The organism is Cryptosporangium arvum DSM 44712, from assembly GCF_000585375.1.
Lineage (GTDB): Bacteria > Actinomycetota > Actinomycetes > Mycobacteriales > Cryptosporangiaceae > Cryptosporangium > Cryptosporangium arvum.
Genome location: NZ_KK073874.1, coordinates 8,280,162 through 8,301,699, shown reverse-complemented (window position 1 = coordinate 8,301,699; position 21,538 = coordinate 8,280,162). Strand labels below are relative to the sequence as shown.

The following is a 21,538-nucleotide window of genomic DNA, read 5'->3' as shown; positions in this document are numbered from 1 at the left end:
AAACTCAGAACGGGACGCCGTTGCGCAACGTGACGCCGGTGAGCGTGATCGTGGTCGCGGTGACCGACGTGTTGAGCGCCGACTGCACGCTCACCGGGCCCGCCGCCTTCGCGTTAACCGCCCCGACCGCGTCGATCATCACGGCGCCGCCGGCGTTGACGCCGACCCGTCCACCGGCCCGGATGTTGACCGCGCCACCACCGCTGATCGTCACCGAGCGGGCGGCGCTCAGGTCCAGGTCACCGGCCGAGCGGATCTTCACCGCGCGGGTGCCGCTGATGGTGACCGTGCCGGTGCTGTCGATCGTCACCGTGGTCTTGCTCTGGTCGAGGTGCACGGAGAGGTTCCCGTCACCGGTCTGCAGCCGGACGCCCCGCCCCGCTTTGGTCGGAGCGTCGATCAACTCGAGCGCGTGACCCGCCCTGGTCGTGACGCTGCGCCAGTTGATCCGGCCGCTGGTGCCGTCCACCGGATCCAGGCCACTTGACTGCTTGGTCGGACGGTCCTTGCCGTTGTAGAGGCCGGCGAGCACGTACGGGTGCTCCAGCGAGCCGCGGTCGAACGCGACGAGCACTTCGTCGTCGACGTCGGGCAACATCAGTCCGCCGCCACGGACACCGCCGAACTGCGCCACCCGGCACCAGTCGCTCTCGTAGGTGTCGGACAGCCACGGGAACTTGACCTTGACGCGGGCCATGTTCAGCGGGTCGCGGACGTTGCTGACCTGCGCGATCACGACGCCGGGCAGGTTCGGTGCGTCGTCGGAACCACCCGAGGTGAGGCCGTAGAGCGACCGGAACTGACGCCCGCTGACCCCCACCCGGGTGACGTACTGCCGTCCCGACGCGAAGACGTGCCGGGCGTCGGTGACCGTGTACCGGCCCTCGAACGGGAACCCGGCGCCGTTGACCGCCACCGGTTGCCCGGGGCGCAGCGACGGGTTGCCGGTGACCGTCACCTCGAGTTCGGCCGACGACCCGGCGACGTCGTGCGCGAGCGCCTCGCTGGCGTGCTGCACCTGCGCCTGGGTCGTGTACGGCACGCTCGTCTCCACCAGACCCGCGGTGCCGAACTTCGCGACGAGCTGGGCCGGCGTCAGATCCGGCTGGACGTCCGGCGACGTACCCGCCGGGGTCTCGGCGCTCAGCGCGCGCTTCGTCTTGACGTCCCAGCCGCGCACCTCGACCTTCTTGACCTGCCCGGACGCGGTGAGCCCGACGCGGCTGCGCTGGGTGTTCGTGCCGAACTCGAGCACGTACGGGCTCTGCGTCGACGGCGTGGTGTCCGACGGCGCGGACGTGGCCTTGGGCAGCTCGCGGAACTGCAGCGCGCCGTCCTCGTCGAAGTACAGCCGGACGTCGTTCTCGCGGGCCAGGCGGGTGAGGAAGTCCCAGTCGGTGAGGTTCGGCTGGGTGGCGAGGTCGTAGACGGTCGGCGTCGGGTCGATCCGGCCGACGCGGACGCCCGCCTGCCCGGCCAGTTTCCGGACGATGTCGGCGGCGGTCATGTTCGGGTAGCCCTCGACGCGGCGGACCCGGACCAGCCGGTGCCCCGGGTCGTACCCCCGCACGAGCAGCGTCCGCCCGGCGGTGTCCGCGTCCATCTCCAGCGCCGTGATCTCACCGGTGAGCAGCGGGTCGCTGCGTGTCCCGTCGGTGATCGCCGACAGCTTGACCTTCGCGCCGACGGTCAGCTGCCGGTTGTCGCGCAGCACGGTGCCGTAGGGGTCGCTGAACACGAGGCCGAACGCGGCCGGGACGGTGACGCTGGTGTCGACCCAGCCTTCGAGCAGGAGCGCGTTGAGCTGGTCGGGGAGCGGGGCACCGTCCACGTCGACGGCGAGGACGCTGGTGAGGATCCGGGTCATTTGATCTCTCCGGCTGACGGGAGCAGGAGCTCGCTGCCGATCGTCAATCGCATCGGGTCGTCGATGTCGTTGGCCCGGGCGACCGCACGCCAGAGCGTCGGGTCGCCGTACTCGCGCCAGGCCACGCTCGCCAGCGAGTCCCCCGCGACGACCCGGTGCACGCGGGTCGCCGAGCGCGCGCCCGACGTCGGATTCTGGCCTTTGGTGGGGAGTGGGATCTCCGACAAGGAGAGCTGGCAGGTCGCCCGCAACGGTTCCCCGGTGGGGCTGAACAGCGTGTACGTGGCGTTGACGCTCTGCACGTTGGCGGCGAATCCCGGCGTGGTGAACGAACCCCAGGAGAACCGCACCCACGGCGGCGCCGGCTTCTTCGCCGCGATGCTCTGCGGCTCCACCTCGCAGCAGGACAGGAGCCGATCGACCTGTTGCTGCACCTTCGACCCGGCGGGCCGGTCGGACGCGTCCAGGAAGACTTCGACCTCGAGCGTGGCCGGTGTGACCCCGGCGAACTCCGGCGTGGCTCCCTTCGTGTAGGCCACCGCCGGCTGGGTGTGCCAGGACGCCGAGCGCGACATCTGCAGCTGCGACGGGTTGAACTGGAACTCGACCTCGGCCAGGCGGCCACCCACACCGGCCGGCGGACGATTGATCGTCAGCTTCGCCTTGACCAGGCTCGCGTTGCGTCCGCGGGGCGGCATCAGACCGCTCCGGCGTCGGTGAAGCCGTGATGGGTGATCTCCAGCGTCTCGGTCGCGACGCCGGGGTTGCCCGGGTCGAGGCTCGGGCCGGTCCACCGGACCGGGAGCACCTCGATCAGCCCCCACTGCGCGACGGTCGAACCGTCGGCCCGGAGCGCGGCGATCTGCGCGGTCGGACGATCGATGCCCTTGGAGATCGACGAGATCCACGCGGCGACCTTCGCGGTGTCCGGCGTGAGCGGCCGCCCCAGCGTGATCGTGGAGTAGGTGACCCGCGACGGCAGCTGCCAGACGAAGTCGTTGTTGCCGCCTTCTTCCCGGGTCTCGATCACCACTTCCGACGAGAGACCGTCGCAACTGGAGAACAGGCCGAGGTCCTGGCCGTCGATCGCCAGCCGGAAGAACACGGTGGCGGCCGGATCGAGAGCAGGCGGCATAGCGGAGCGTCCTTTCAGAAACGTGCGTCACGCAGGCGGCCGATCCGCTCGCGGTCGGCGCGTAGCTCGGCGCGCAACAGACGGCTGAGCGGTTCGACCAGGCGGCGAGCGAGGTCGTCGAGTTCGGTGGGTTGAGGTGCGGTTCGGCGCTGAACGGCGGTCGCCGACGTTGGCCGCGGCGCGTTTCTCGACGCGTGTTGTGGAGGCGAGGTGTGCGCCGGAGAGGGTTTCGGGGCGGAGGGCGTCTTTGCCGGGGGCGTGGGGGTGTGAGCGCTGCGTGTCGGTGTGCGGTTCGTCGGCGCGGCGTTCGTTCGTGTCTGTACGGGGTGCGGTGTCCCGGGCGTGGTTCGCGGCCCCGGTGCGTTCGGCGCGGGTGTCCTCGGTGCGTTCGGCGCGGGTGTCCTTGGTGCGGAGGTGCGCTGCACGGGTGCGCGCTGGGCAGCCGCGTTCGGCGTCGAGCTGCCGACCGGCGAGGTGAGTAGCGGTGAAGGCGCCGGCGGCGGCGTACCGGCACGACCACGGGAGCCGGCCGAACGGGCAGCGGCGGACCGCTGAAACGGAGCAACAGCACCCGCCGCCGGCCGCGACGACGCCCCGGCCTCCCCGATTCGTGTGAGCGGGGCCGCAGGAACCGTCCGATCCGATCCCTGTGTCCGGGCGGGGTGACCCGCCGACCGCGCCGCTCCACCCGCGGTCCGCCGGGAAAGCGGCAGCGCGCCCCCGAGCGTCGGCCGAGTGACACCCGAAGCCGGCCGGCGCGGGGCCCGCTGAACCCGCACCACCGGCACCGACATCGGCGCGATCCGGTCCACATCGCGGTTGGCAGCCGAGGGGTGACCGCCGGCCGGCGCACCACGGGTCAGTGAGCGGTCGGGGTCTACTGCGCGGTCGGGTGCGGGTGTGCGGTTGGGGGTCGGTGTCCGCTCTAGATGCGGTGTCCCCGCGCTCGAGGACGTACTGGGCCCGACCGGCGCGCGCGGCACCATCCGGGGACCAGGGTCGGCGTGCCCGGCAGACGTCGATTCGGCGCGTGCCCGGGTCGCGCTTCGCTCCTCCGGAGCCGCGGTGGAGGTGGTTCCGGGCGCCAGCGGAGCCCCGAGCCCCAGGGTGGGCCGTCGCCCGGAACGGATCCGCGAGACCTCGGACTCAGCGCCCGACCCGCCCACCGCCGAGACGAGTCCCGAACGCGGCGCGCCCAACCCCGGGTGCGGGCGCCTGCCGGACCCATCCGAAACCCGGGGCGCGTCCCCAGGGACCAGACCGACACCGTCCGAGCCGGTTCGCCGCGTACCGACCTGCTGGCCACCGTCGACTGCCCGCTGAACAGCCGCCGCCCCCGACCCGACCCCGGCCCGCCCCACGGCACCCGAAGGCCCCACCGAGCCATGCCCACCGGCCCGCTCTGAGCTGCTGTGCCCCTCGGCCCGCTCCGCGCTGCTGTGCCCATCCGGGCGGTCTGCGTCGCCGTGCCGACCAGGACGGTCCGTGGTGTTGTGCCGGTTCGCGTGGCTATGCGCGCTAGAACCGTCCGCGCCGCTGTGCACACCGGAACGATTCGCGGCGTTGTGTCCGGCAGAACGGTCAGTGCTGCTGTGTCCACTGGAACGATCCGTGGTGCTGGGCCGAGCCGGAAGCTCCGCGGCATTGTGCCCACCGCGCGGTGCGGCGCCGTGTCCACCGGAGCGGTCTGGCGCGTCCGAGCGTGGCGTGGAGCTTTTGTCGCTGGAGCGCTGCACTGTGCCGAGCTCACCGGAGCGTTTTGCGCCGAGCCCGCCGGAGTACTCCGCCGCGCTGCGTCCGGCCGATTGAAGTGCCGGGCTGGGGCCGTTCGAGCGGGTGTCGCCCGGTGAACTCGTGGTCACCGTCGAGCGCGGAGCCGAGCCGAGGTCACCAGCTACGGAGGACCCACCGGCGAAATCGCTCACCTGCCCGGCCCGCAGACCTGCCGCCGGACTGCCCGCCGCACCGGGCCGCGCGTTCGCACCGGGGTTAGTGGCCGGACCGGGCCGTGCGTTCGTGCCGGGGTTAGAGGTCGCACCGGGCCGCGCGTTCGCGCCGGAGTTCGTGGCCGCACCGGGCCGCGCGTTCGCACCTGGGCTCGTGGCCGGTCGGGGCCGAGCGCCATCGGCGGGTTCGGTGGTCGGGTTGGGCCGTGTACCGGCCGCGGGGCCGGTGATGGGGCGTGTGCCGGCTGCGGGGTTGGGCCGTGTACCGGCAACAGGGCTGGTTGCCGAACCGGACTGTGCCCTCTGAGCGACGTCGGCTGCCCGGCCCTGCGGCGAGCTCGCAGCAGGGCCAACGGTCGGGCCGGTCCGCGCCTCGGCTGCAGGATTGGTTGCCGCTCCGGCCGCAGCGTCGCGCGGCAGGCTAGGCCGGGTACCTGGGCGGACCGCCGGACCAGAGCGCGAGTTGCCGGCGGAATCGGCTGCCGAGCTGAGGCGCGCACCGGGCACAGCGCCGCTGGCCGGACTAGGCCGAGCGTCAGTGCCGGTGTTGCCCGCCGAACCGGATCGCGCGTCAGCGCGGGTATTGCTCGCCGAACTGGGCCGAGCGTCAGCGCCGGTGTTGCTCGCCGGACCGGGTCGCGTGTCAGCGCGGGTGTTGCTCGCGGGGCCGGGTCGCGTGTCAGCGCGGGTGTTGCCTGCCGGGCCGGAGCGCGGGTCCGCTGCGGTGGTACCCGCTGCGCTGGGTGGGGCGTCGTTCGCCGGGCCGGGTCGGGCGCCGGGCACGGTGTTGTTCGCCGCGCTGGGCGTGACGTTGCCTGCCGGACCGGGACGCGTGCTGGCTGCGGTGTTGTTCGCCGAGCGGGGTCGCGCGCCGGCTGCGGTGTCGCTCGCCGGGCTGGGGCGTGTGCTCGTGGCCGGGGCGGGGCTGGCTGTCGAGCGGGTGTGCGCTTCGGCTGCGGTTTGGGGTTGCGGGTCCGGGCCGGGGTTGGGTGCTCGGCCGGGTCCTGCGGTGGCGGGGTGGGGCGGCGTAGTGGAGCTGGTCGTCCGCCTGGGTGCCGTGGTGGCGCGTTGGATGGGGGTGGCGGGTTCCGTCGTCACAAGCGGTGGCGCGGGCGCGATGGGGGCGGCGGCTGCGGTCGAGCGTGCTCTGGCGGAAGCCTGCCCCGCCTCCGCCTCCGCCTCCGCGGCCGTGGCGGGGTCGGGGGCTGGGCGTCCCCGTGGGGCGAGGTGACCAGAACCTGCGGCTGTCGAGGTCGGGTCACTCGTTGCCGTCGTGGGAGAGGGCGTTTCGCCGTTCGGGCGCGGTAGCCCGGCCGCGGCGGTCCGGTGTGTTGCCGATTCGGCCGTGCTGCTGAGCGGATGGGGCGCGGTGCCGGTCGGACGGAGCGCGCTGCTTGTCGCGTCGGTCGGAGGGAGCGTACTGCTCGTCGCGTCGGTCGGACGGAGCGTGTCGCTTGCCGCGCCGATCGGACGGAGCGTGTTGCTTGTCGCGTCGGTGACACGGACCGCGGTGGCGGGCTTCCCGTCGGGAAGTGAGCGTGGCTTCGAGGCTGACCGGGCCGCTCGACCCGGTGCGTCCTGGCGACGTTGCACCATGGGCGCAGGCACGGCACCTTCTGCCGACCGGGCCGGCCCGGGGGAGGGGCGATGCGCCACCGCCGTGTCGCCCTCTTCACCGAGAGGTGCCGCGGCCGAGGAGGACTCGGAACTGTCCACGAGCGAGGAAACTGCCGCGGCGGCGACTGGCCTCACGACCGGCAGCGACAAGGCCGGTAACTCGCGTGGGCGCGCCCGGGTCGCCGATCGTGGCCGGTCGACCGGGGCCAAGGCGTCGTGGAGCACTCCCGCCGGGGCGGCCGGGTCCCGCATGTGGTCGAGCCCGCTCGTCACCAGAGGACGCGAGTGGCTCGCGAGGTGGGCCTCGAACCCGGCAGTGGTCGGCCGCTGCCTTCCCAGCACCGAGATCGGCGGCAGGGTGGTCCACGCGTCCCCCCGCGCTCGCGCCACCGGCAACGAGGCCCCGCCCCCAGCGCCCGCAGCCCCGCCCCCGGAAGCCCCGGCCGCCCCGGCACCGGCCCCGGTCCCAGCAGCCCCGGTCCCAGCACCCCCGGTCCCAGCACCCCCGGCCCGGGAAGCCCCGGCCCCGGTCCCAGCAGCCCCGGCACCGGCTCCGGCCCCAGCAGCCCCGGCACCGGCTCCGGCCCCAGCAACCCCAGCCCCAGCACCCCCGCCGCCGGCCGCCGAAGCGTTACCCCGGCCCCCGAGCCAACCCCACCGGGCGAAGCGACCCACCCTCACTCACCCGTTCCTTTCCGCGCGCTCTACCAGCGCCGCCGTCTCGCGGACGTATCTGCGGCGGTCGTGGTGTTCCAGGTCCAGCAGGTCGGACAAGTTCCAGTGCAGGTGGAACGCGAGGTACGCGGTCTCGGCGTGGATGGCGTCGGCCGCGTACGTCACGATTCCCCCAGGCGGCTCCCACCCAGTTCGACCTCGAACGTTTCCGCGCAGTGCGGGCAGGCGACCGCGGCCCTGGTGTGACCCTCGGCGTTGATCTGCCGGTAGAAGTCCTGCAGGAACGCCAGGTCGGCGGCGAACATGTTCTCGACGATGCCGTCGTGGACGTTCGGGAGCGTGCCGAGCCCGGTGATCACCCGGGCCAGCAGCACCACCGACAAGTAGGCCGGGTTCTCCTGCACGCGCAGATCCCGGAGCGGAATCAGCTCGTCCTTGCCGGTGGCCAGCCGCATCGTGCCCACCCGATGAACCGTCCCCAGCTCATCCACATAACCTCGCGGCAGCTCGAACGAGAACTCCGTCCGCAACGACGAGGCCCCACCCTCCGGCTCCGGCGCCGAGACCGGCGCCGAACCCGGCACCGAACCCACCGCCGAACCCGGCTCCGAAACCGGAGCCGCGGCCGGAGGCCGGGTCGCGGCCCTCCGCATCACTCGATGACCAGTTCTTCGTACGTGATCGTCACCTGCTCGGTGAGCGCCGAAGCGTCACCGGCCCGAACTCCACTGGTCTCGATCCGTGAACACCAGGCGTTCCGCAGGTTGTACCGCTTGACCGGCGAGTTCTGGTAGTCCATCAGCATGATCGTCGCGTTCTTCCGCGCGTTGCCCATGTCGCCGGCCATCGACGCGTTGATCCACTCGGTGAACGCCGGTGATTCGGTCATGCCGCGGGTCACCGTGCACTCACCGGCCTTGGCCACCCCGGGCATCTTCTTGGTGACCGGTTTGCCGTCCGACGAGACCTGCTGATACTCGATGACGTCCTGCTCGAACGTCAGCCCGGACACCTCCTGGAGGTACTCGACGGTGACCCCGTCGATCTGGAGGCCGAAATTGTGTGCGGCGAGGGCGTCACCCGGCTGCAGAGACATGTCGATCCACTCTCAACTAGAAGAAACAACAACTCACTCGGTGAGTTCGCCGCCGCCCTCGGAGTACTGCGCGAGCCGGAACACGACGAACTCGGCCGGCTTCACCGGTGCGATGCCGATCTCGCAGACCACGCGGCCGGCGTCCACCGACTCGGCCGGGTTGGTCTCGGCGTCGCACTTGACGTAGAACGCCTGCTCGGGCGTCGCACCGAAGAGCGCGCCGGCGCGCCATTCGTTCACCAGGAACGCCGAGACGTTGCGCCGGATCCGGGCCCAGAGCGCCTGGTCGTTCGGCTCGAAGACCACCCACTGGGTGCCCAGCAGGATCGACTCCTCGAGGTAGTTGAAGTACCGGCGAACGTTCAGGTACCGCCAGGCCGGGTCGGACGAGATGGTTCGTGCGCCCCACACCCGCACACCGCGGCCGGGGAAGGCCCGGATGCAGTTCACGCCGATCGGGTTGAGCAGGTCCTGCTCGCCGCGGCTGATCTGCAGTTCCAGGTCGACGGCGCCCCGGACCACCTCGTTCGCGGGGGCCTTGTGGACGCCGCGCTCGGCGTCGCTACGGGCCCAGATGCCCGCCATGTGCCCGCTCGGCGGCACCAGCCGCTGCCGGCCGGTGGAGGGGTCGAACACCTGGATCCAGGGGTAGTACAGCGCCGCGTGGGTCGAGTCGTAGCCGGCCTCGTCCTGGCGCCAGCGGCGGATCGCCTGCGCGCCGTAGCCGGGCGGCGGGTCGAGGATCGCCATCCGGTCGCCCAGCGACTCGCAGTGCGCGATCATGCCGAGCTGAACGCTCTTGACCCCGTCGAGGTCGATCACGCCGCGTTCGTAGGCCGCCATCAAGTCGGGCGCGGCGACGATGCTGATCTCGTCGAGCGCTTCCAGGCTGCCGAGGCCGGTGCGCTCGTCGGTGTCGCCGAGGAACTGGGTCGGCTCGAGCCGCTTGCGCTGCGGCACGGCCACCGCCGCCGGCTGCTCGGGTGCGGCCGGCACCGCCACGGCCTGGTTCTGCGGCCGGGCCAGCTGCGAGGCGGGTGCCGCCTCCTCCACGACGACGAGCTTCGAACGCTGCTTGACCGTCGAGACGACGTAGTTCCGCGCGTTCCGCCGGGCCGAGACGTCGAACGTCTCGGCGGCGTTGTCGCCCTGCTTGACCGTGAGCGTGAACCGCTCCTCCGGGCCGTCGCCGGTCGGGTCGCCCACTTCGACGGTGAGCCCCTCGGCGCTGACCCCGTCGGCCGCGGCGACCCGGAACGTCCCGAGCGCGGCGTAGGCGGAGTCGGGCAGCGCACGCGGACGGCCCGGTGCGGCGACCGCTCGGGCCCGGTGGCTACCGGACTCGGCCTCACCGATCGTGTCGCCGACCCGGACGACGTAGGCCACGCCGCCGCCGTTGGCGAAGAACCCGTAGACGGCGTGCGCCAGGTAGGCGTCGGCGCTGAAGTCGCCGAACGTGCCGACGAACTGGGCCCAGTTGCGCACCAGGACCGCCTCGTTCAGCGGGCCGGTCGGCGCGAGCCCCACGAACGCGGCGACGCTGCTCCCGACGCCCTCGATCGGTCGCGATCCGCCGGCCACCTCCTCGACGTACACGCCTGGCGACAGGTAGGTGGGCATGACGACTCCTCGCTGATCAGTCGCTTGGGGGTGTCCCACGCGGCGGGGACGGTGCCGCGCCGGACGCGGATCACCAACCAGCGTGGCGCCGCCCGGGACCGACGGAAACAGGCGCGCGGGCCCCACGGGAGGCAGAGCGGTTGCCCGGACGGGCAGCGGGTCTGCCCGGAGGCGTGCCTTTTGGACCGGTGTCGCCGGTCGATGCCGGACCTACCGTGCGGGCATGAGTAGCTGGACGTCCCTGGAGCCCGCGTCGGTGCCCGTCGAACCCGGCAGTTCGGGGAAGGTGACGCTCACCGTACGCAATGAGGACGACACCGTGAGCGAATACTCGTTTTCGGTGGTGGGGGCACCGGCACCGTGGACCACTGTGGAGCCGAGCACGCTGCGGTTGTACCCGGGGGCCCGCGGCACCGTGACCGTGACGTTCGCACCGCCACGGGCGGCGGCCGCACCCGCGGGGCCGACGCCGTACGGGGTCCGGGTCCGTTCGCAGCAGAACCCGAACCTGTTCGACGTCGCCGAGGGGCGGGTGGACGTCAGCCCGTTCAGCGATGTCCGGGCCGAGCTGTTCCCGGTGACGGTGCGGGGACGCCTGGGCGCGACCCCGCGGTTGACCCTCCAGAACAACGGCAATGCCCCGGTCGACGTCACGGTCGGCGCCCGCGACGACGAGGACGCGCTGCGGTTCCGGCCCACGCCGGCCGCGATGCGTGTCGCTCCCGGCTCCACGCTGTCGGCCGGTGTGCGCATCCAGGCCCGCGGCCTGCATCTGCTCCGCGGTGACCAGCGGCTGCCGTTCGCGGTCACGACCCAGCTGGGCGGCCCCGGAGTCGACGCGTTCGGTTCCCGGCTGGAGTCGCGCGGGACGTTCGTCCGGCGGCCGTTGCTGCCCCGCTGGCTCTACGTCGTCGCCGCCGCCGTGGTTGCTCTGGCGCTGTTGAGCAGCGGTGTCTACTACGGAGCCCGGGCTTTCCGGAACGCACCGCCTGCGGCGGTCGCGGTGCCGACCGGTGCACCGCCCACCGGCCAGGCCCAGGACGTCGGCCAAGCCTCCCCGCCGCCCCCGGCGGAGCAGAACAACGGCGACGCCCAGCAGGACCAGCAGGACCAGCAGGACCAGCAGGGAGGGCAGGACCAGCAAAACCAGCAGTCGCTGGTGATCAGTGGCGCACGCGTCGGTGACCTGCTCACCCGCCCGACCGACAGCACCGACGTCGGGCTGCTCGCCAGGGCCTCCCAGCCGGCGCGCGACTACCAGCGGTGGATCACCCTCCCGGCCGGCGACGGCACCGTGGTGCTGGTGCCGGCCACCTCGAGCGCGCTGGTGTTGGAGCAGCGGCGGGGGGAGTCCGAGGTGCGGCTCCGCGAGACCTCCACCGACGACATCCGCCGGGGCCGCGTCGACGACCGCCAGAAGTGGCGGGTGGAGGACAAGGGCAACAACCGGTCGGAGATCACGAACCTGGACACCGGCGACTGCCTGACCGACATGGGCACCGGCAACAAGGTCGTCGCGTCCGACTGCACCGGCGACCTGGAGAACCAGCAGCGCTGGCAGCTGCTCGAGAACTGACGCTCAGATCGGGGGCTCCGCGGTCTCCGCGTCGTTCAGACGCTGCTGTTTCACGACGGCGCTGACCGCGGCGAAGAGCTCGCGGGCCTTGCTCACCGCTTCCTGGTAGTCGGCCAGCCGCTGTTGCCGCTCCTCGGCCGGGGCGCTCGCGAACGCGTCCAGAGCGGTCCGGCACGTCGCTGCGGCGTTGGTGAACTCACCCAGGAGGCGACGGCCGTCGGCGCGGCGACCCCGGTGCCGGACCCCGTGGTCGAGCCGTCCGCGGTGGTCGGCCTCCAGCGCGGTGACGGCCCGGGTCAGCACACGGCCCTGCCGGTCGAACTGGTCGTTCGTGCGTTTGCTGTCCTCGATGTACCGCTGGCGCCCGGCCTCGATCCGTCGCGCGTAGGTGCCGAAGGTCGCGTCGCGGTTGTTCTGGTCGTAGGGCACCCCGAAGTTCTTCGCGACGTCGAGCGTCTCGTGCAGCGTGTGGTACGAGAGTTCCATCGTGTGGTCGTAGTCGATCCGCCAGAACGCGAAAATTCCGAGCGCGACCGCGCTGAGCTCCTCGGCGTCCGCGCCGGCCAACTGGGCGAGGTGGAGCAGCCGGGCCGTGGTCGCCGACTGGCCGGCGAACACCGGGATGTTGTGCTCCCGGGCCATCCGCGTCGACGGAGCGTCCTCGTTGCGGGTGGTGCCCCGCAGGGTGCCCTTGTCCGTGCCGCGTACGAGGGCACCCTGCGGGCCCACCTGCTGGGTGCTCTCGACCAGCGGGTCGGCGGGCTGATCGGGGAGCAGACCGTTGCCCGCGGTGCGTGCGTTGGGCCGGCTCAGGTTGGCGGGCTTGAAGTACTCGTACAGGTCGTGCAGGACGACGACCTTGTCGCGGAGCGGGTACTCGTCGGGCTGGCGCAGCACGGCCAGGAAGTTGCCCCCGAACTTGGTGCGTTCATCGCCGGCACGCGCGTCGACGTGGTGCTGGTAGGTGCCGAAGTCCGACCAGCCGTCGTCCCGCTTGTCGTTGACGAGGCCCTTCCCGGTCTCCAACTCCTTCCAGACCCGCTTCAGGTCGACGTCGCCCGCCTTCTCGCCGCCGTCGAAGAAGGTTCGGCCGGGTTCGGAGGGCAGCGCGCCGATCCACCGCTCGACCTTGCGCAACACGCTGTCGAGGCGGTCGGAGACGTCGTCGTCGGCGTACACGTTGCGGGCCAGGTTCTTCTCGGCGTGCCGGCCGGGCTTCTGGAGCACCCACCCGACGAGCGCGCGCGCCGCCTGCTCGTAGGAGGGGTACTCGACGACGTGGCGCTTGGCCCCGAACGAGCCCGGACCGGCGCCGACACCGACCTTGCTGTCGGCGACCCACTTGCTCGCCTGCTGGGCCACCCGGGCCTCGTTCGCGGCGAAGTCGGCCTGCAACCGCGGGTCGGTGCTGGCGTTGACCGCGGCGGTGACCCGCTTCATCAGCTCGTCCGCGTCGGACTGGGTGAACGGCGCTTTCACCTGCGTCTTGTCGTCGGTGTGCGCGAGCCGGACGCCGTTGTCGGTCACCTTGACCAGCCGCTGCACCGCGGCCCCGGCGGTCGCCGCCGGGGCGTCGGCAGGCGCGGGTGACGCGCCGGGAACCGGTCCGCGCAGCGCCGCGGTCGCGGCGGCCTCCGCCGCGCGCTCGAACTGGTCGCCCGGGTCGGAGAGGGCCAGCCCGTCCGGGCCCGGCGTGCCCGCGACCGGCCCGCTGCGTTGCTGCACCACGTGGGTGAGCTCGTGCGCGAGCGTGTGCCGGTCCCCGCCCCCGGTGCCCAGGACGACGTGCGGGCCGGACGTGTAGGCCCGCGCCCCGATCTCGGCGGCCGAACGCTGCGCCGCCGGGCCGGTGTGCAACCGCACGTCGGAGAAGTCGGCGCCGAGACGGGCCTCCATCTCGGTGCGTAGCGAGCCGGGCAGGGGACGACCTCCCGACCGCAGGACGTCCGGCACCGTCGTGGTGGCCTGGGCGTCGGCCAGCGCCCGGGCCACCGCACCGTTCCCCGCGCTGCGCTGCAGAGCCCGCACCAGCGCCTCCGGTTCGGAATCCCGGTCGGCCGACGTCGCCGCGCGAGCCGTCGGGCTCTGGGTCTCGCGGGCGGGCCCGTCCGTGTGTCGGTGCATGGCGGTGCCTTTCGATCGGGTCAGGCCGGGGTGGGCACGAGTCGGCCGAGCTTGCGGTACTCCCGCTCGGCACCGGCCAGCGCGTCGGCTGCGGTGACCGGGGTGCCGCGCCCGGCAGCCAGGTAGGCGGCGGTCACGGCGGCGCTGCGGATCGCGCCACCGGCCAGTTCGAACTGCGCGGCCAGGTGCGGCAGGATCTCGGCGAGGCCGTCGGCCTGCGGCGCGCCGGAGAGCGCGAGCCACCACAGCCGGGCCCGGTGCTCGGCGTCGGGGAACGGGAAGTCGACGACCAGGTCGAACCGGCGGGTGAAGGCCTCGTCGACGTTCGCGCGCAGGTTCGTGGTGAGCACCGCGATCCCCCCGAACGACTCCAGCCGCTGCAGCAGGTAGGCGCTCTCCAGGTTCGCGTAGCGGTCGCGTGCGTCCCGGACGCCACCGCGTTTGCCGAACACCGCGTCGGCCTCGTCGAACAGCAGCACGGCGTCGGCCTGGTCGGCCGCGGTGAACACCCGCTCGAGGTTCTTCTCGGTCTCGCCGACGTACTTGTCGACGAGCGAGGCCAGGTCGACGACGTGCAGGTCCAACCCGATTTCCCCGGCGACGACCTCGGCCGCGAGCGTCTTGCCGGTGCCCGATTCGCCGGCGAACAGGGCCACGACGCCCTGCCCGCGTCCGCCGCCGGTGCGCATCCGCCAACCGCCGAGGACCTGCTGCCTGGTGCGGGCCCGGACGACCAGTTCGTGCAGCTGGGCCGACCGGTCGTCCGGCAGCATCAGGTCGTTCCAGCCGACGGCCGGCGGGACCCGGCGCACGTGCCGGTCGAGCTGCGGGGCCGACTGCTGCCGCGCCGCGCGCTGGACGTGCGCGTCGGCCACGGGCATCCGGTCGATCGCGGCGAACACCCGGGCCGCCTCGAGCGTCGCGTCGATCTGGGCGGGCGTGAGCCGGTAGGGCGCGAGCGCCGGGGCGAACTCGGCCGGGACCGTCGGCGCGGGCTGCGGGACCTCGACGGTGACCACCGTCGCGTCCGGCGCCCAGGCCGGGTCGAGGCCGGTCGGCCCGTAGGTGAACAGCGCCGGTGGCGGTGGTGCCGCGGCCAGCTGCCGGACCAGGCGGGCGGCGTCGTCGACGACGGGGCCCACGACGAGCCCGGCGCCGCGGAGCCGCGCTTCACGCACCGCGGACGAGAGCCGGGCTTCCGGCCGGACGATCAGGGCCGGCCGTCCGGTCGCGGTGATCGCGTCCACCGCGGCGTCGGCCCCGTCCGAGGCGTCCGCCCTGGCCGCGCGGACGTGGACCAGCAGCGGTCCCGCCGACGGCAGCCCGACGAGCGTCGAGACCGGCGGCACGGACGGCACCGGAACCAGCCGTGCGGAGCCGACGAGCTCCTCGTCCAGGGTGTGGTCGTCACCGAGCAGGTGCGCGACGACCCGCTCCGGAACCCGCAGCGACCGGCCGGGGAGCGGCCGGTCGTCGTCCTCGAGCGTGAGCAGTCCGCCGGCGCGCAGCGGCGCCGACCGGTGGAACCGCGCCCGGGCCTCGGCCAGGTGCGGCCCGAGACCGAGCAGCTCCAGCGTCAGCTGCACGGTCGCGCGCCGCCGGCCGACGTCGTCGTTGAGGTAGCCGTACAGCGGTTCCACCCGGCGATCGACGTCGGGCGCGACCGCGATCAGCAGGATCGCCTCGTCCAGCGGGGTGAGCGCGAACCCGGCCGCGACGTCGTCGGGCAGCCGCAGCGGGCCCGGGCGGAACTCGTCCGGAGAGGACACACCGAGCGGGCCGCGCTCGGCGAACACCCGCGCCGCGTCGGGGGAGAGGAGCAGGCCGCGGAGCGGGTCGAGCGCGTCGGGGTCGGCCGCCGCGCGCTCCGCGACCGTCGCCCGGAGCCGTTCGAACAGCGCGGCCAGCGGCGCGAGGAGCGCCGTCACTCGCGGACCCGCACGTCGGCGACGAGCGGCTCGGTGACCACCGGGGCGGTCGGGTACTCGGGCGAGACCGGGAACGGCACCACGACCGTGATGTCGAGCGACGGCTTCAGCTCCCCGCCCAGCGCCGACCAGATGTCGGCGATCGACCGCGACTGCTCGGGCGGTACCCCGACCGTGATCGGCAGCGCGACGCCGAGCGCGGCCAGCGCGGCCGGAGCGTCGTCCAGCGGCACGGTCTCGCGCGGCAGCAGCCCCCGCAGCACCGCCGAGAGCAGCCGGTGCTCGTCCTCCGGGCGGGTCGTCCACGCGGTGACCAGGTAGGTCAGCCGGAACCAGCGCGGCGGCTGGCGGCGGCCGACGACCCGGCCGTTCTCGTCGCGGATCGCGATCGCGCCGCGTTCCCGGCGGGCCAGGTCCTCTTGGATCTCGTAGAGGTAGGCGTTGACCGTCGGGCCGGTCCGGCGCGCCGCCCAGTCCCGGGTCGGCGCGTCGAAGACCACGTCACCGGCTCCGGCCGGCGCCGCGATTTCGGTGAGCAGCGTGCGCAGCACCTGATCGACGTCGTTGATCACGAGCGGTTCACAGGTAGCCCTCGCGGAACGCGAACGCGACCGCGTGGGCCCGGTTCCGCAGCTGGAACCGGGCCGTGAAGCCCTGCAGGACGTTCTTCACCGTGCGCTCGGAGTACGCGAGCCTCGTCGCGATCACGCGGGTCTCCCAGCCCTCTGCGAGCAGGCGCAGCACGTCCAGCTCCCGGTCGGTCGGCCCGTGCGACGCGGTCGGGACCACGTTGCCGTCGGCCTGCACGAGCAGCCGGTGGACGACGTCGACGAGCTGGCCGACGAGGTCACCGGGCAGGTCCCGGTCACCGCGGACGGCCGAGCGGACGGCGTTGACCATCCGTTCCGGCGTCGCCTGGTGGCGCAGCACGATCACCGTCACCCGGAGGTCGAGCGCGCGGAGCAGGTCCCGCTCGGGCAGCTGGCCGACGACGAACACGACCTGCTGGGTCTGTGCGAGCCGGCGCAGCCGCGCGGCGGTGAAGTCCTCCAGCCGTTCGGCGAGCACGATCGCCACGCCGCCGCGCGGCTGGGTGGCCGCGTCCCGGACGGCGATCAGCGGTTCGGCGCGCAGATGGCTGAGGATCCCGGCGCGGGTCAGCGGGTCTTCGCAGTGGACGGTGACGTCGATGCGCTGCGGCTCCACCCGGCTCGCACCGGACTCGACCGCCAGCGCGGAGGTGATTTCCCGGGGCATCCGGTCAGTCGTCGCCATTGGCCTTCTTGCCCGACGGGGACAGCGTGAACCAGGTGCCCTGGACGGCCTCGCCGGAGATGTCGCCGGGCTTCGCGTCGTCGGCGAAGCGGTAGACCGGCCAGCCACCGAGCGTCACTTGGTAGGTGCCGTCGGAGCGCTGGATGGTGCCGAGCGCGCTTCGGTCGATGCCGTTGAAGACGATCTTGTTCCGGGTCAGCACCGGCGGCCACTTCTTCGCGCAGGCGTCGAAGCACGTCGTCCGGGACGGGTGGTTGCTGTCCTTGTCGAAGCGGTAGAGCGTGAAGCCGTCGCCGTCGGTCACGATCGTGCCGAGCTTCTTGTTGTCGGTGGCGTTGAGCGACGCCGGCCAGTAGCCACCGTTCGGGTTGGTCTCCGGGGCCGCGCCGCCCTGCTGCTGCTGGCCGTCCGAGGGCTGATTGCCGGCGGCGGCCGAGGTCGCGGGTGCCGCGGGCGCCGACGCGGGGAGCTGCGCCGGTGCGTCGTTGCCGCAGGCGCTGAGCGCCAGAACAGCGCTCAAGCCGACTGCTGCGGCCAAGGACACCGAGGGACGTCGCACGAAACTACTCCTGACTGAATCGAGGCAGGGAACGTCGCGAATGTAGGCGGAACGATGTGGACGAATACTGACCCGCTTGTTACTACGTTCTGTAACCATCGAGCCATGCCGATTCAGCGAGGCGTCGTCGACGGTGCCTTCCGCGTCCTGCACGCGCTGCCCGGCGTCGGACCCCGGCAGCAGGTGGCCCGGCTGGCCCGCGCGACCGGCCTCCCGCGGCCGACCGTCTACCGGCTGTTGGACCAGCTCACGGAGGTGGGCGCGGTCGAGCGGCGCGACGGCCGGTGGACGCTCGCCGCCGGGATGCTCGGGCTGGCCCGATCCGTCGAACCGGTGGCCGGGCTGCGGGTGCACGCGATGGCGGCGATCCGGGAACTGCGTGAGCTGACCGGTGGCGCGGTGTCGCTCGTCGTGCCGCGGGCGGAGGATTTCGTGGCGCTGGAGATGGTGCCGGGCCGGGAGGCGCTGCCGATCGACGCCCGGGCGGGCGCGGACATGCCGGCCTCCACCGCGGCCGGGCAGGTCCTGCGTCCCACCGGCCGCCGGCACGTCGGGAAGGCCGTCGTGCACGGCCCGGAGCTCGGCGGGGTGACCTGCTACGCGGTGCCGATCGTACTGCCCGGCGGAGCCCGCGCGGCGCTGCAGGTCGCCACCTCGGTGCGACCGGCCGAGCGCTTCGCGGCGCCGGTCCACCGCGCCGCGATCGCGCTCGAGCGCCGGGTCGCCGCGGCCGGCCACTGATTCGTCCGCTCACCGGACATTCGCTGTCGATCGGGGCGCGACCGCTCGAAGACGCCGGCATCGGGGTGTACGCGCCCTTCGCCGAGACCACCCCGGCGCAGTTCGACGAGCTCGTGGCCGTCAACCTGCGGGGGCCGTTCTTCCTGACGCAGAGCGTGCTGCCCCTGCTCGCCGACGGCGCCCGGATCCTCAACGTCACCACCGCGCTGACCCGCGGCGTGGTGCCGGGCATGGCGGCCTACGCCGCGACCAAGAGCGCGGTGGAGGCACTCACCCGGTACCAGGCCGTCGAGCTCGCCGACCGGGGAATCCGGGTCAACACGCTGATGGGTGGCGCGGTCGACACCGACTTCGGCGGCGGGATCATGCACGCGCCGCAGGTGCAGGAACTAGCCGCGCACACGATCGCTCAGGGTCGCATCGCGACGGTCGACGACATCACCGCGGCCGTGCCCACCGTTCTCTCCGACGCGTTCCAGTGGTCCACCGGGAGCGTCATCGATCTGTCCGGGGGGCAGAGCCTGTGAACGGGACGAGATCGACCACGGTCAGGTCGCTCAGGAACTCGCCGTAGCGTCCGGCCGCGTCGTCGACGAGCTTGCGCCGGCGCAGGTCCATCAGCCCGGTGACGCTGACGACCTGCGCGGCGACGATCCCGTCGCGCCGGGTCAGCGTCTGCACGACCTTCACGAGCTTCGGCGACGGGTACTCGAACCGGGTCTCGACCGCGATCTCGTCGCCGAGCACCACCTCGCGCGCGTAGGTGATCGACACCTCGAGGTTGACCGGTCCCAGCCCGGCCGCGACCAGTTTCCCGGCGTCGAGCCCGGCGTGCGCCAGCGTCACCCAGCGCGCGTGCACCGCGTAGTCGAGGTACTTCGAGTCACGCACGTGCCCGTTGGCGTCGATGTCGTCGCTGCGGACGGTGATCCGCGTCGTGTGCGTCATGCCGACCGCAGCTCGGCCGAGACCACGCGGGCGGCATCGGCGATCAGGGCGTTGTCGTACTTCGCGTCCGCGTCGGTCTTGCGGGAGAGCACCGTGAGGACGATCGGCGCACCGGACGGAGGCCAGAGCACCGCGATGTCGTTGCGGGTTCCGTACTCAGCGGCGCCGGTCTTGTCACCGACGATCCAGCCGGCCGGGACGCCGGCGCGGATCAGCTCGGCGCCGGTGGTGTTGCCGCGCAGCCAGCCGACCAGGCGGCCCCGGTCCGCGACGTCGAGCGCGTCGCCGAGCGCGTAGGCACGCAGGTCGGCGGCGAGCGCGCGCGGCGTGCTGGTGTCGCGGACGTCGCCGGGCACCGCACCGTTGAGGGCAGGCTCCAGGCGGTCCGCCGAGGTCACCCGGTCGCCGAGGCAGCGTAGTTCCCGCTCGAAGCCGGCCGGGCCGCCGAGTTCGCGGAACAGCAGGTTCCCGGCCGTGTTGTCGCTCTTGGTGATCGCCGCTTCGGCGATCCGGCCGAGCGGCAGGCCCCGCCCGGCGTGTTCCGCGGTGACCGGCGAGCCGTCCACCACGTCGGCGGCGGTGTAGCGCACGACCCGGTTCAGGTCGGCGGGGTCGGTGCGGTCGAGCACCGCGGCCGCGGCGAGCGCCTTGTACGTCGACGCGTAGGCGAACCGCTCGTCGGCCCGGTACGCGACCGTGCGTCCGGTGCCGGTGTCGACCGCGTAGACGCCGAGCCTGGCGTCGTAGGTCGACTCCAACCGACGCAGGGCATCGCGGGTATCGGACGGGGCGGCGGTGGCCGCCGACCCGGTGAACACCAAGGCCAGCGAGGTTGCCACCGCGAACAGCCGCACCATGTCAGATGCCCTCTTTTCTTGAGTGAGTCAGGTTTGACTTGTCCTGCCGCGGTCCATTCTGACACAGTGTCGATAGGAGTCCTACTGAACTGAGAGTGAGCAATGGCCGCCGAAGACAACCTCGATCCGCTGACCACGGCCGCCGGGGCGCCGGTCGCGGACAACCAGAACAGTCTCACCGCGGGTCCACGTGGGCCGGTGCTGCTGCAGGACCTCTGGCTGCTGGAGAAGCTCGCACACTTCGACCGCGAGGTCATCCCCGAGCGGCGGATGCACGCCAAGGGCTCCGGCGCGTTCGGCACCTTCACGGTCACCAACGACGTCAGCAGCTACACGATGGCCGAGCTCTTCAACGCCGTCGGCAACACGTGCGAGACGTTCGTGCGCTTCTCCACGGTCGCCGGCGAGCGCGGTGCGGCCGACGCCGAGCGCGACATCCGTGGCTTCGCCGTGCGCTTCTACACCCCGCAGGGCAACTGGGACGTCGTCGGCAACAACACTCCGGTCTTCTTCTTCCGCGACCCGCTGAAGTTCCCCGACCTGAACCACGCCGTGAAGCGTGACCCGCGCACCAACATGCGCAGCGCGGAGAACAACTGGGGGTTCTGGACGAACCTGCCGGAAGCACTGCACCAGGTGACGATCGTGATGAGCGAGCGCGGCATTCCCCGCTCCTACCGCCACATGCACGGCTTCGGATCCCACACGTTCAGCTTCGTCAACGCCGCCGGGGTGCGTCACTGGGTGAAGTTCCACTTCCGCACCCAGCAGGGGATTCAGAACCTCACCGACGAGGAGGCCGGCGCGCTCATCGGTCAGGACCGCGAGTCCCACCAGCGCGACCTGTTCGACGCCATCGAGCGCGGCGACTTCCCGAGCTGGAAGCTCTACGTCCAGGTCATGCCGGAGCGCGACGCCGAGGACTACCGCTTCCACCCGTTCGACCTGACGAAGGTGTGGAGCAAGAAGGACTACCCGCTGATCGAGGTGGGCGTGCTCGAACTCGACCGCAACCCGGAGAACTACTTCGCCGACGTCGAGCAGGTCGCGTTCACGCCGGCGAACGTCGTGCCGGGCATCTCGCTCAGCCCGGACAAGATGCTCCAGGGACGTCTGTTCTCCTACGGGGACGCGGCCCGCTACCGGCTGGGCGTCAACCACCACCAGATCCCGGTGAACTACCCGCGGGGCGCGCGGCTGGTGAACTCGTACCACCGGGACGGGGCCATGCGTGTCGACGGCAACCAGGGTGGCGTGCCGGGCGTCCAGCCGAACAGCTTCGGACGCTGGCCCGAGCAGCCGGCGTTCGCCGAGCCGGCCCGGGCCGTCGGTGGCACCGCCGATCGGTTCGATTTCCGGGCCGACGACGACAACTATTACGAGCAGCCGGGTGACCTGTTCCGGTCGATGACCGGCGCGCAGCAGCAGGTGCTGTTCGACAACACCGCGCGAGCGATCAAGGGCGCCCGCCGGGAGACCGTCGAACGCCACGTCGCGAACTGCGCCAAGGCCGATCCCGCCTACGGCGAGGGCGTACGCAAGGCGTGCGAGGCGATCGGCGCGCTGTGACGCCC

At 72.6% G+C, this 21,538-nt stretch carries 18 protein-coding genes; 4 read left to right on the top strand and 14 right to left on the bottom strand.

The window, feature by feature from the left end:
- Positions 1–4 precede the first annotated feature (4 nt).
- The 7 genes from CRYAR_RS37890 to CRYAR_RS37860 all read right to left on the bottom strand — a co-directional run bounded on the left by CRYAR_RS37890 (position 5) and on the right by CRYAR_RS37860 (position 9,956).
- Entirely contained in the window at positions 5–1,867 is a 1,863-nt protein-coding gene (locus CRYAR_RS37890) for a VgrG-related protein (protein WP_035858026.1), read from the bottom strand.
- Entirely contained in the window at positions 1,864–2,565 is a 702-nt protein-coding gene (locus CRYAR_RS37885) for a CIS tube protein (protein ID WP_035858024.1), read from the bottom strand. The genes CRYAR_RS37890 and CRYAR_RS37885 overlap by 4 nt, the downstream gene beginning before the upstream one ends.
- A complete protein-coding gene (locus CRYAR_RS37880; RefSeq protein WP_035858021.1) occupies positions 2,565–3,002 on the bottom strand; it encodes a phage tail protein in 438 nt (145 codons plus the stop codon). The genes CRYAR_RS37885 and CRYAR_RS37880 overlap by 1 nt, the downstream gene beginning before the upstream one ends.
- 4,244 nt (positions 3,003–7,246) lie before the next feature.
- Entirely contained in the window at positions 7,247–7,405 is a 159-nt protein-coding gene (locus CRYAR_RS48305) for a DUF6760 family protein (RefSeq protein WP_169745145.1), read from the bottom strand.
- Positions 7,402–7,893 (bottom strand): hypothetical protein, encoded by a 492-nt coding sequence (locus tag CRYAR_RS51085; RefSeq protein ID WP_035858017.1) that lies wholly within the window; start codon positions 7,891–7,893, stop codon positions 7,402–7,404. Before CRYAR_RS51085 ends, CRYAR_RS48305 begins: the two co-directional genes overlap by 4 nt.
- Complete coding sequence (locus CRYAR_RS37865) at positions 7,893–8,336, bottom strand: phage tail protein (protein ID WP_035858015.1); 444 nt, start codon at positions 8,334–8,336, stop codon at positions 7,893–7,895. The genes CRYAR_RS51085 and CRYAR_RS37865 overlap by 1 nt, the downstream gene beginning before the upstream one ends.
- Positions 8,337–8,369: 33 nt before the next feature.
- Positions 8,370–9,956 carry a phage tail sheath subtilisin-like domain-containing protein gene (locus CRYAR_RS37860; RefSeq protein WP_035858013.1) on the bottom strand — a complete coding sequence of 529 codons (1,587 nt, stop codon included), beginning with the start codon at positions 9,954–9,956 and terminating at the stop codon, positions 8,370–8,372.
- A gap of 223 nt (positions 9,957–10,179) precedes the next feature.
- Between CRYAR_RS37860 and CRYAR_RS44200 the strand changes: the two genes are divergently transcribed.
- Positions 10,180–11,532, top strand: a complete 1,353-nt coding sequence (locus CRYAR_RS44200; RefSeq protein WP_051571467.1) for an RICIN domain-containing protein — start codon at positions 10,180–10,182, stop codon at positions 11,530–11,532.
- A gap of 3 nt (positions 11,533–11,535) precedes the next feature.
- Here CRYAR_RS44200 and CRYAR_RS44195 read toward each other — a convergent pair whose 3' ends face one another.
- The 5 genes from CRYAR_RS44195 to CRYAR_RS46430 are packed head-to-tail and all read right to left on the bottom strand — an operon-like array spanning position 11,536 to position 17,379.
- Positions 11,536–13,656: an eCIS core domain-containing protein gene (locus tag CRYAR_RS44195; RefSeq protein ID WP_051571466.1), complete on the bottom strand. Its 2,121-nt coding sequence runs from the start codon at positions 13,654–13,656 to the stop codon at positions 11,536–11,538.
- A gap of 20 nt (positions 13,657–13,676) precedes the next feature.
- Positions 13,677–15,584 (bottom strand): ATP-binding protein, encoded by a 1,908-nt coding sequence (locus tag CRYAR_RS37840; protein ID WP_035858012.1) that lies wholly within the window; start codon positions 15,582–15,584, stop codon positions 13,677–13,679.
- Complete coding sequence (locus CRYAR_RS37835) at positions 15,581–16,156, bottom strand: Pvc16 family protein (RefSeq protein WP_063725822.1); 576 nt, start codon at positions 16,154–16,156, stop codon at positions 15,581–15,583. The genes CRYAR_RS37840 and CRYAR_RS37835 overlap by 4 nt, the downstream gene beginning before the upstream one ends.
- Before the next feature lie 7 nt (positions 16,157–16,163).
- A complete protein-coding gene (locus CRYAR_RS49965; RefSeq protein WP_245620593.1) occupies positions 16,164–16,859 on the bottom strand; it encodes a helix-turn-helix transcriptional regulator in 696 nt (231 codons plus the stop codon).
- The gene (locus tag CRYAR_RS46430; protein WP_051571465.1) at positions 16,846–17,379 is read right to left on the bottom strand and encodes a hypothetical protein; all 534 of its coding nucleotides are present in this window, start codon (positions 17,377–17,379) and stop codon (positions 16,846–16,848) included. The genes CRYAR_RS49965 and CRYAR_RS46430 overlap by 14 nt, the downstream gene beginning before the upstream one ends.
- 144 nt (positions 17,380–17,523) lie before the next feature.
- On the opposite strand from CRYAR_RS46430, the gene CRYAR_RS44190 reads away from it, so the two are divergent.
- A complete protein-coding gene (locus tag CRYAR_RS44190; RefSeq protein ID WP_051571464.1) occupies positions 17,524–18,159 on the top strand; it encodes a helix-turn-helix domain-containing protein in 636 nt (211 codons plus the stop codon).
- Positions 18,160–18,224: 65 nt separating this feature from the next.
- Positions 18,225–18,686, top strand: a complete 462-nt coding sequence (locus tag CRYAR_RS37815; RefSeq protein ID WP_051571463.1) for an SDR family NAD(P)-dependent oxidoreductase — start codon at positions 18,225–18,227, stop codon at positions 18,684–18,686.
- On the opposite strand, the gene CRYAR_RS37810 is transcribed toward CRYAR_RS37815, so the two are convergent.
- Together CRYAR_RS37810 and bla are read right to left on the bottom strand one after the other, a co-directional pair.
- Positions 18,655–19,107, bottom strand: coding sequence for an acyl-CoA thioesterase (locus CRYAR_RS37810; protein WP_051571462.1), 453 nt, complete (start codon positions 19,105–19,107; stop codon positions 18,655–18,657). The two genes, CRYAR_RS37815 and CRYAR_RS37810, sit on opposite strands and share 32 nt — an antisense overlap.
- Positions 19,104–19,964 carry a class A beta-lactamase gene (bla, locus tag CRYAR_RS37805; RefSeq protein WP_035858010.1) on the bottom strand — a complete coding sequence of 287 codons (861 nt, stop codon included), beginning with the start codon at positions 19,962–19,964 and terminating at the stop codon, positions 19,104–19,106. The genes CRYAR_RS37810 and bla overlap by 4 nt, the downstream gene beginning before the upstream one ends.
- A 102-nt stretch (positions 19,965–20,066) precedes the next feature.
- Between bla and CRYAR_RS37800 the strand changes: the two genes are divergently transcribed.
- Entirely contained in the window at positions 20,067–21,533 is a 1,467-nt protein-coding gene (locus CRYAR_RS37800; protein WP_035858008.1) for a catalase, read from the top strand.
- Positions 21,534–21,538 lie beyond the last annotated feature (5 nt).

What these genes read in the sequence shown, in the direction of transcription:
- CRYAR_RS37890 (WP_035858026.1), bottom strand. Translation starts at nt 1,867, where the DNA reads ATGACCCGGATCCTCACCAGCGTCCTCGCCGTCGACGTGGACGGTGCC.
- CRYAR_RS37885 (WP_035858024.1), bottom strand. Translation starts at nt 2,565, where the DNA reads ATGCCGCCCCGCGGACGCAACGCGAGCCTGGTCAAGGCGAAGCTGACG.
- CRYAR_RS37880 (WP_035858021.1), bottom strand. Translation starts at nt 3,002, where the DNA reads ATGCCGCCTGCTCTCGATCCGGCCGCCACCGTGTTCTTCCGGCTGGCG.
- CRYAR_RS51085 (WP_035858017.1), bottom strand. Translation starts at nt 7,893, where the DNA reads ATGCGGAGGGCCGCGACCCGGCCTCCGGCCGCGGCTCCGGTTTCGGAG.
- CRYAR_RS37865 (WP_035858015.1), bottom strand. Translation starts at nt 8,336, where the DNA reads ATGTCTCTGCAGCCGGGTGACGCCCTCGCCGCACACAATTTCGGCCTC.
- CRYAR_RS37860 (WP_035858013.1), bottom strand. Translation starts at nt 9,956, where the DNA reads ATGCCCACCTACCTGTCGCCAGGCGTGTACGTCGAGGAGGTGGCCGGC.
- CRYAR_RS44200 (WP_051571467.1), top strand. Translation starts at nt 10,180, where the DNA reads ATGAGTAGCTGGACGTCCCTGGAGCCCGCGTCGGTGCCCGTCGAACCC.
- CRYAR_RS44195 (WP_051571466.1), bottom strand. Translation starts at nt 13,656, where the DNA reads ATGCACCGACACACGGACGGGCCCGCCCGCGAGACCCAGAGCCCGACG.
- CRYAR_RS49965 (WP_245620593.1), bottom strand. Translation starts at nt 16,859, where the DNA reads ATGGCGACGACTGACCGGATGCCCCGGGAAATCACCTCCGCGCTGGCG.
- CRYAR_RS44190 (WP_051571464.1), top strand. Translation starts at nt 17,524, where the DNA reads ATGCCGATTCAGCGAGGCGTCGTCGACGGTGCCTTCCGCGTCCTGCAC.
- CRYAR_RS37810 (WP_051571462.1), bottom strand. Translation starts at nt 19,107, where the DNA reads ATGACGCACACGACGCGGATCACCGTCCGCAGCGACGACATCGACGCC.
- bla (WP_035858010.1), bottom strand. Translation starts at nt 19,964, where the DNA reads ATGGTGCGGCTGTTCGCGGTGGCAACCTCGCTGGCCTTGGTGTTCACC.
- CRYAR_RS37800 (WP_035858008.1), top strand. Translation starts at nt 20,067, where the DNA reads ATGGCCGCCGAAGACAACCTCGATCCGCTGACCACGGCCGCCGGGGCG.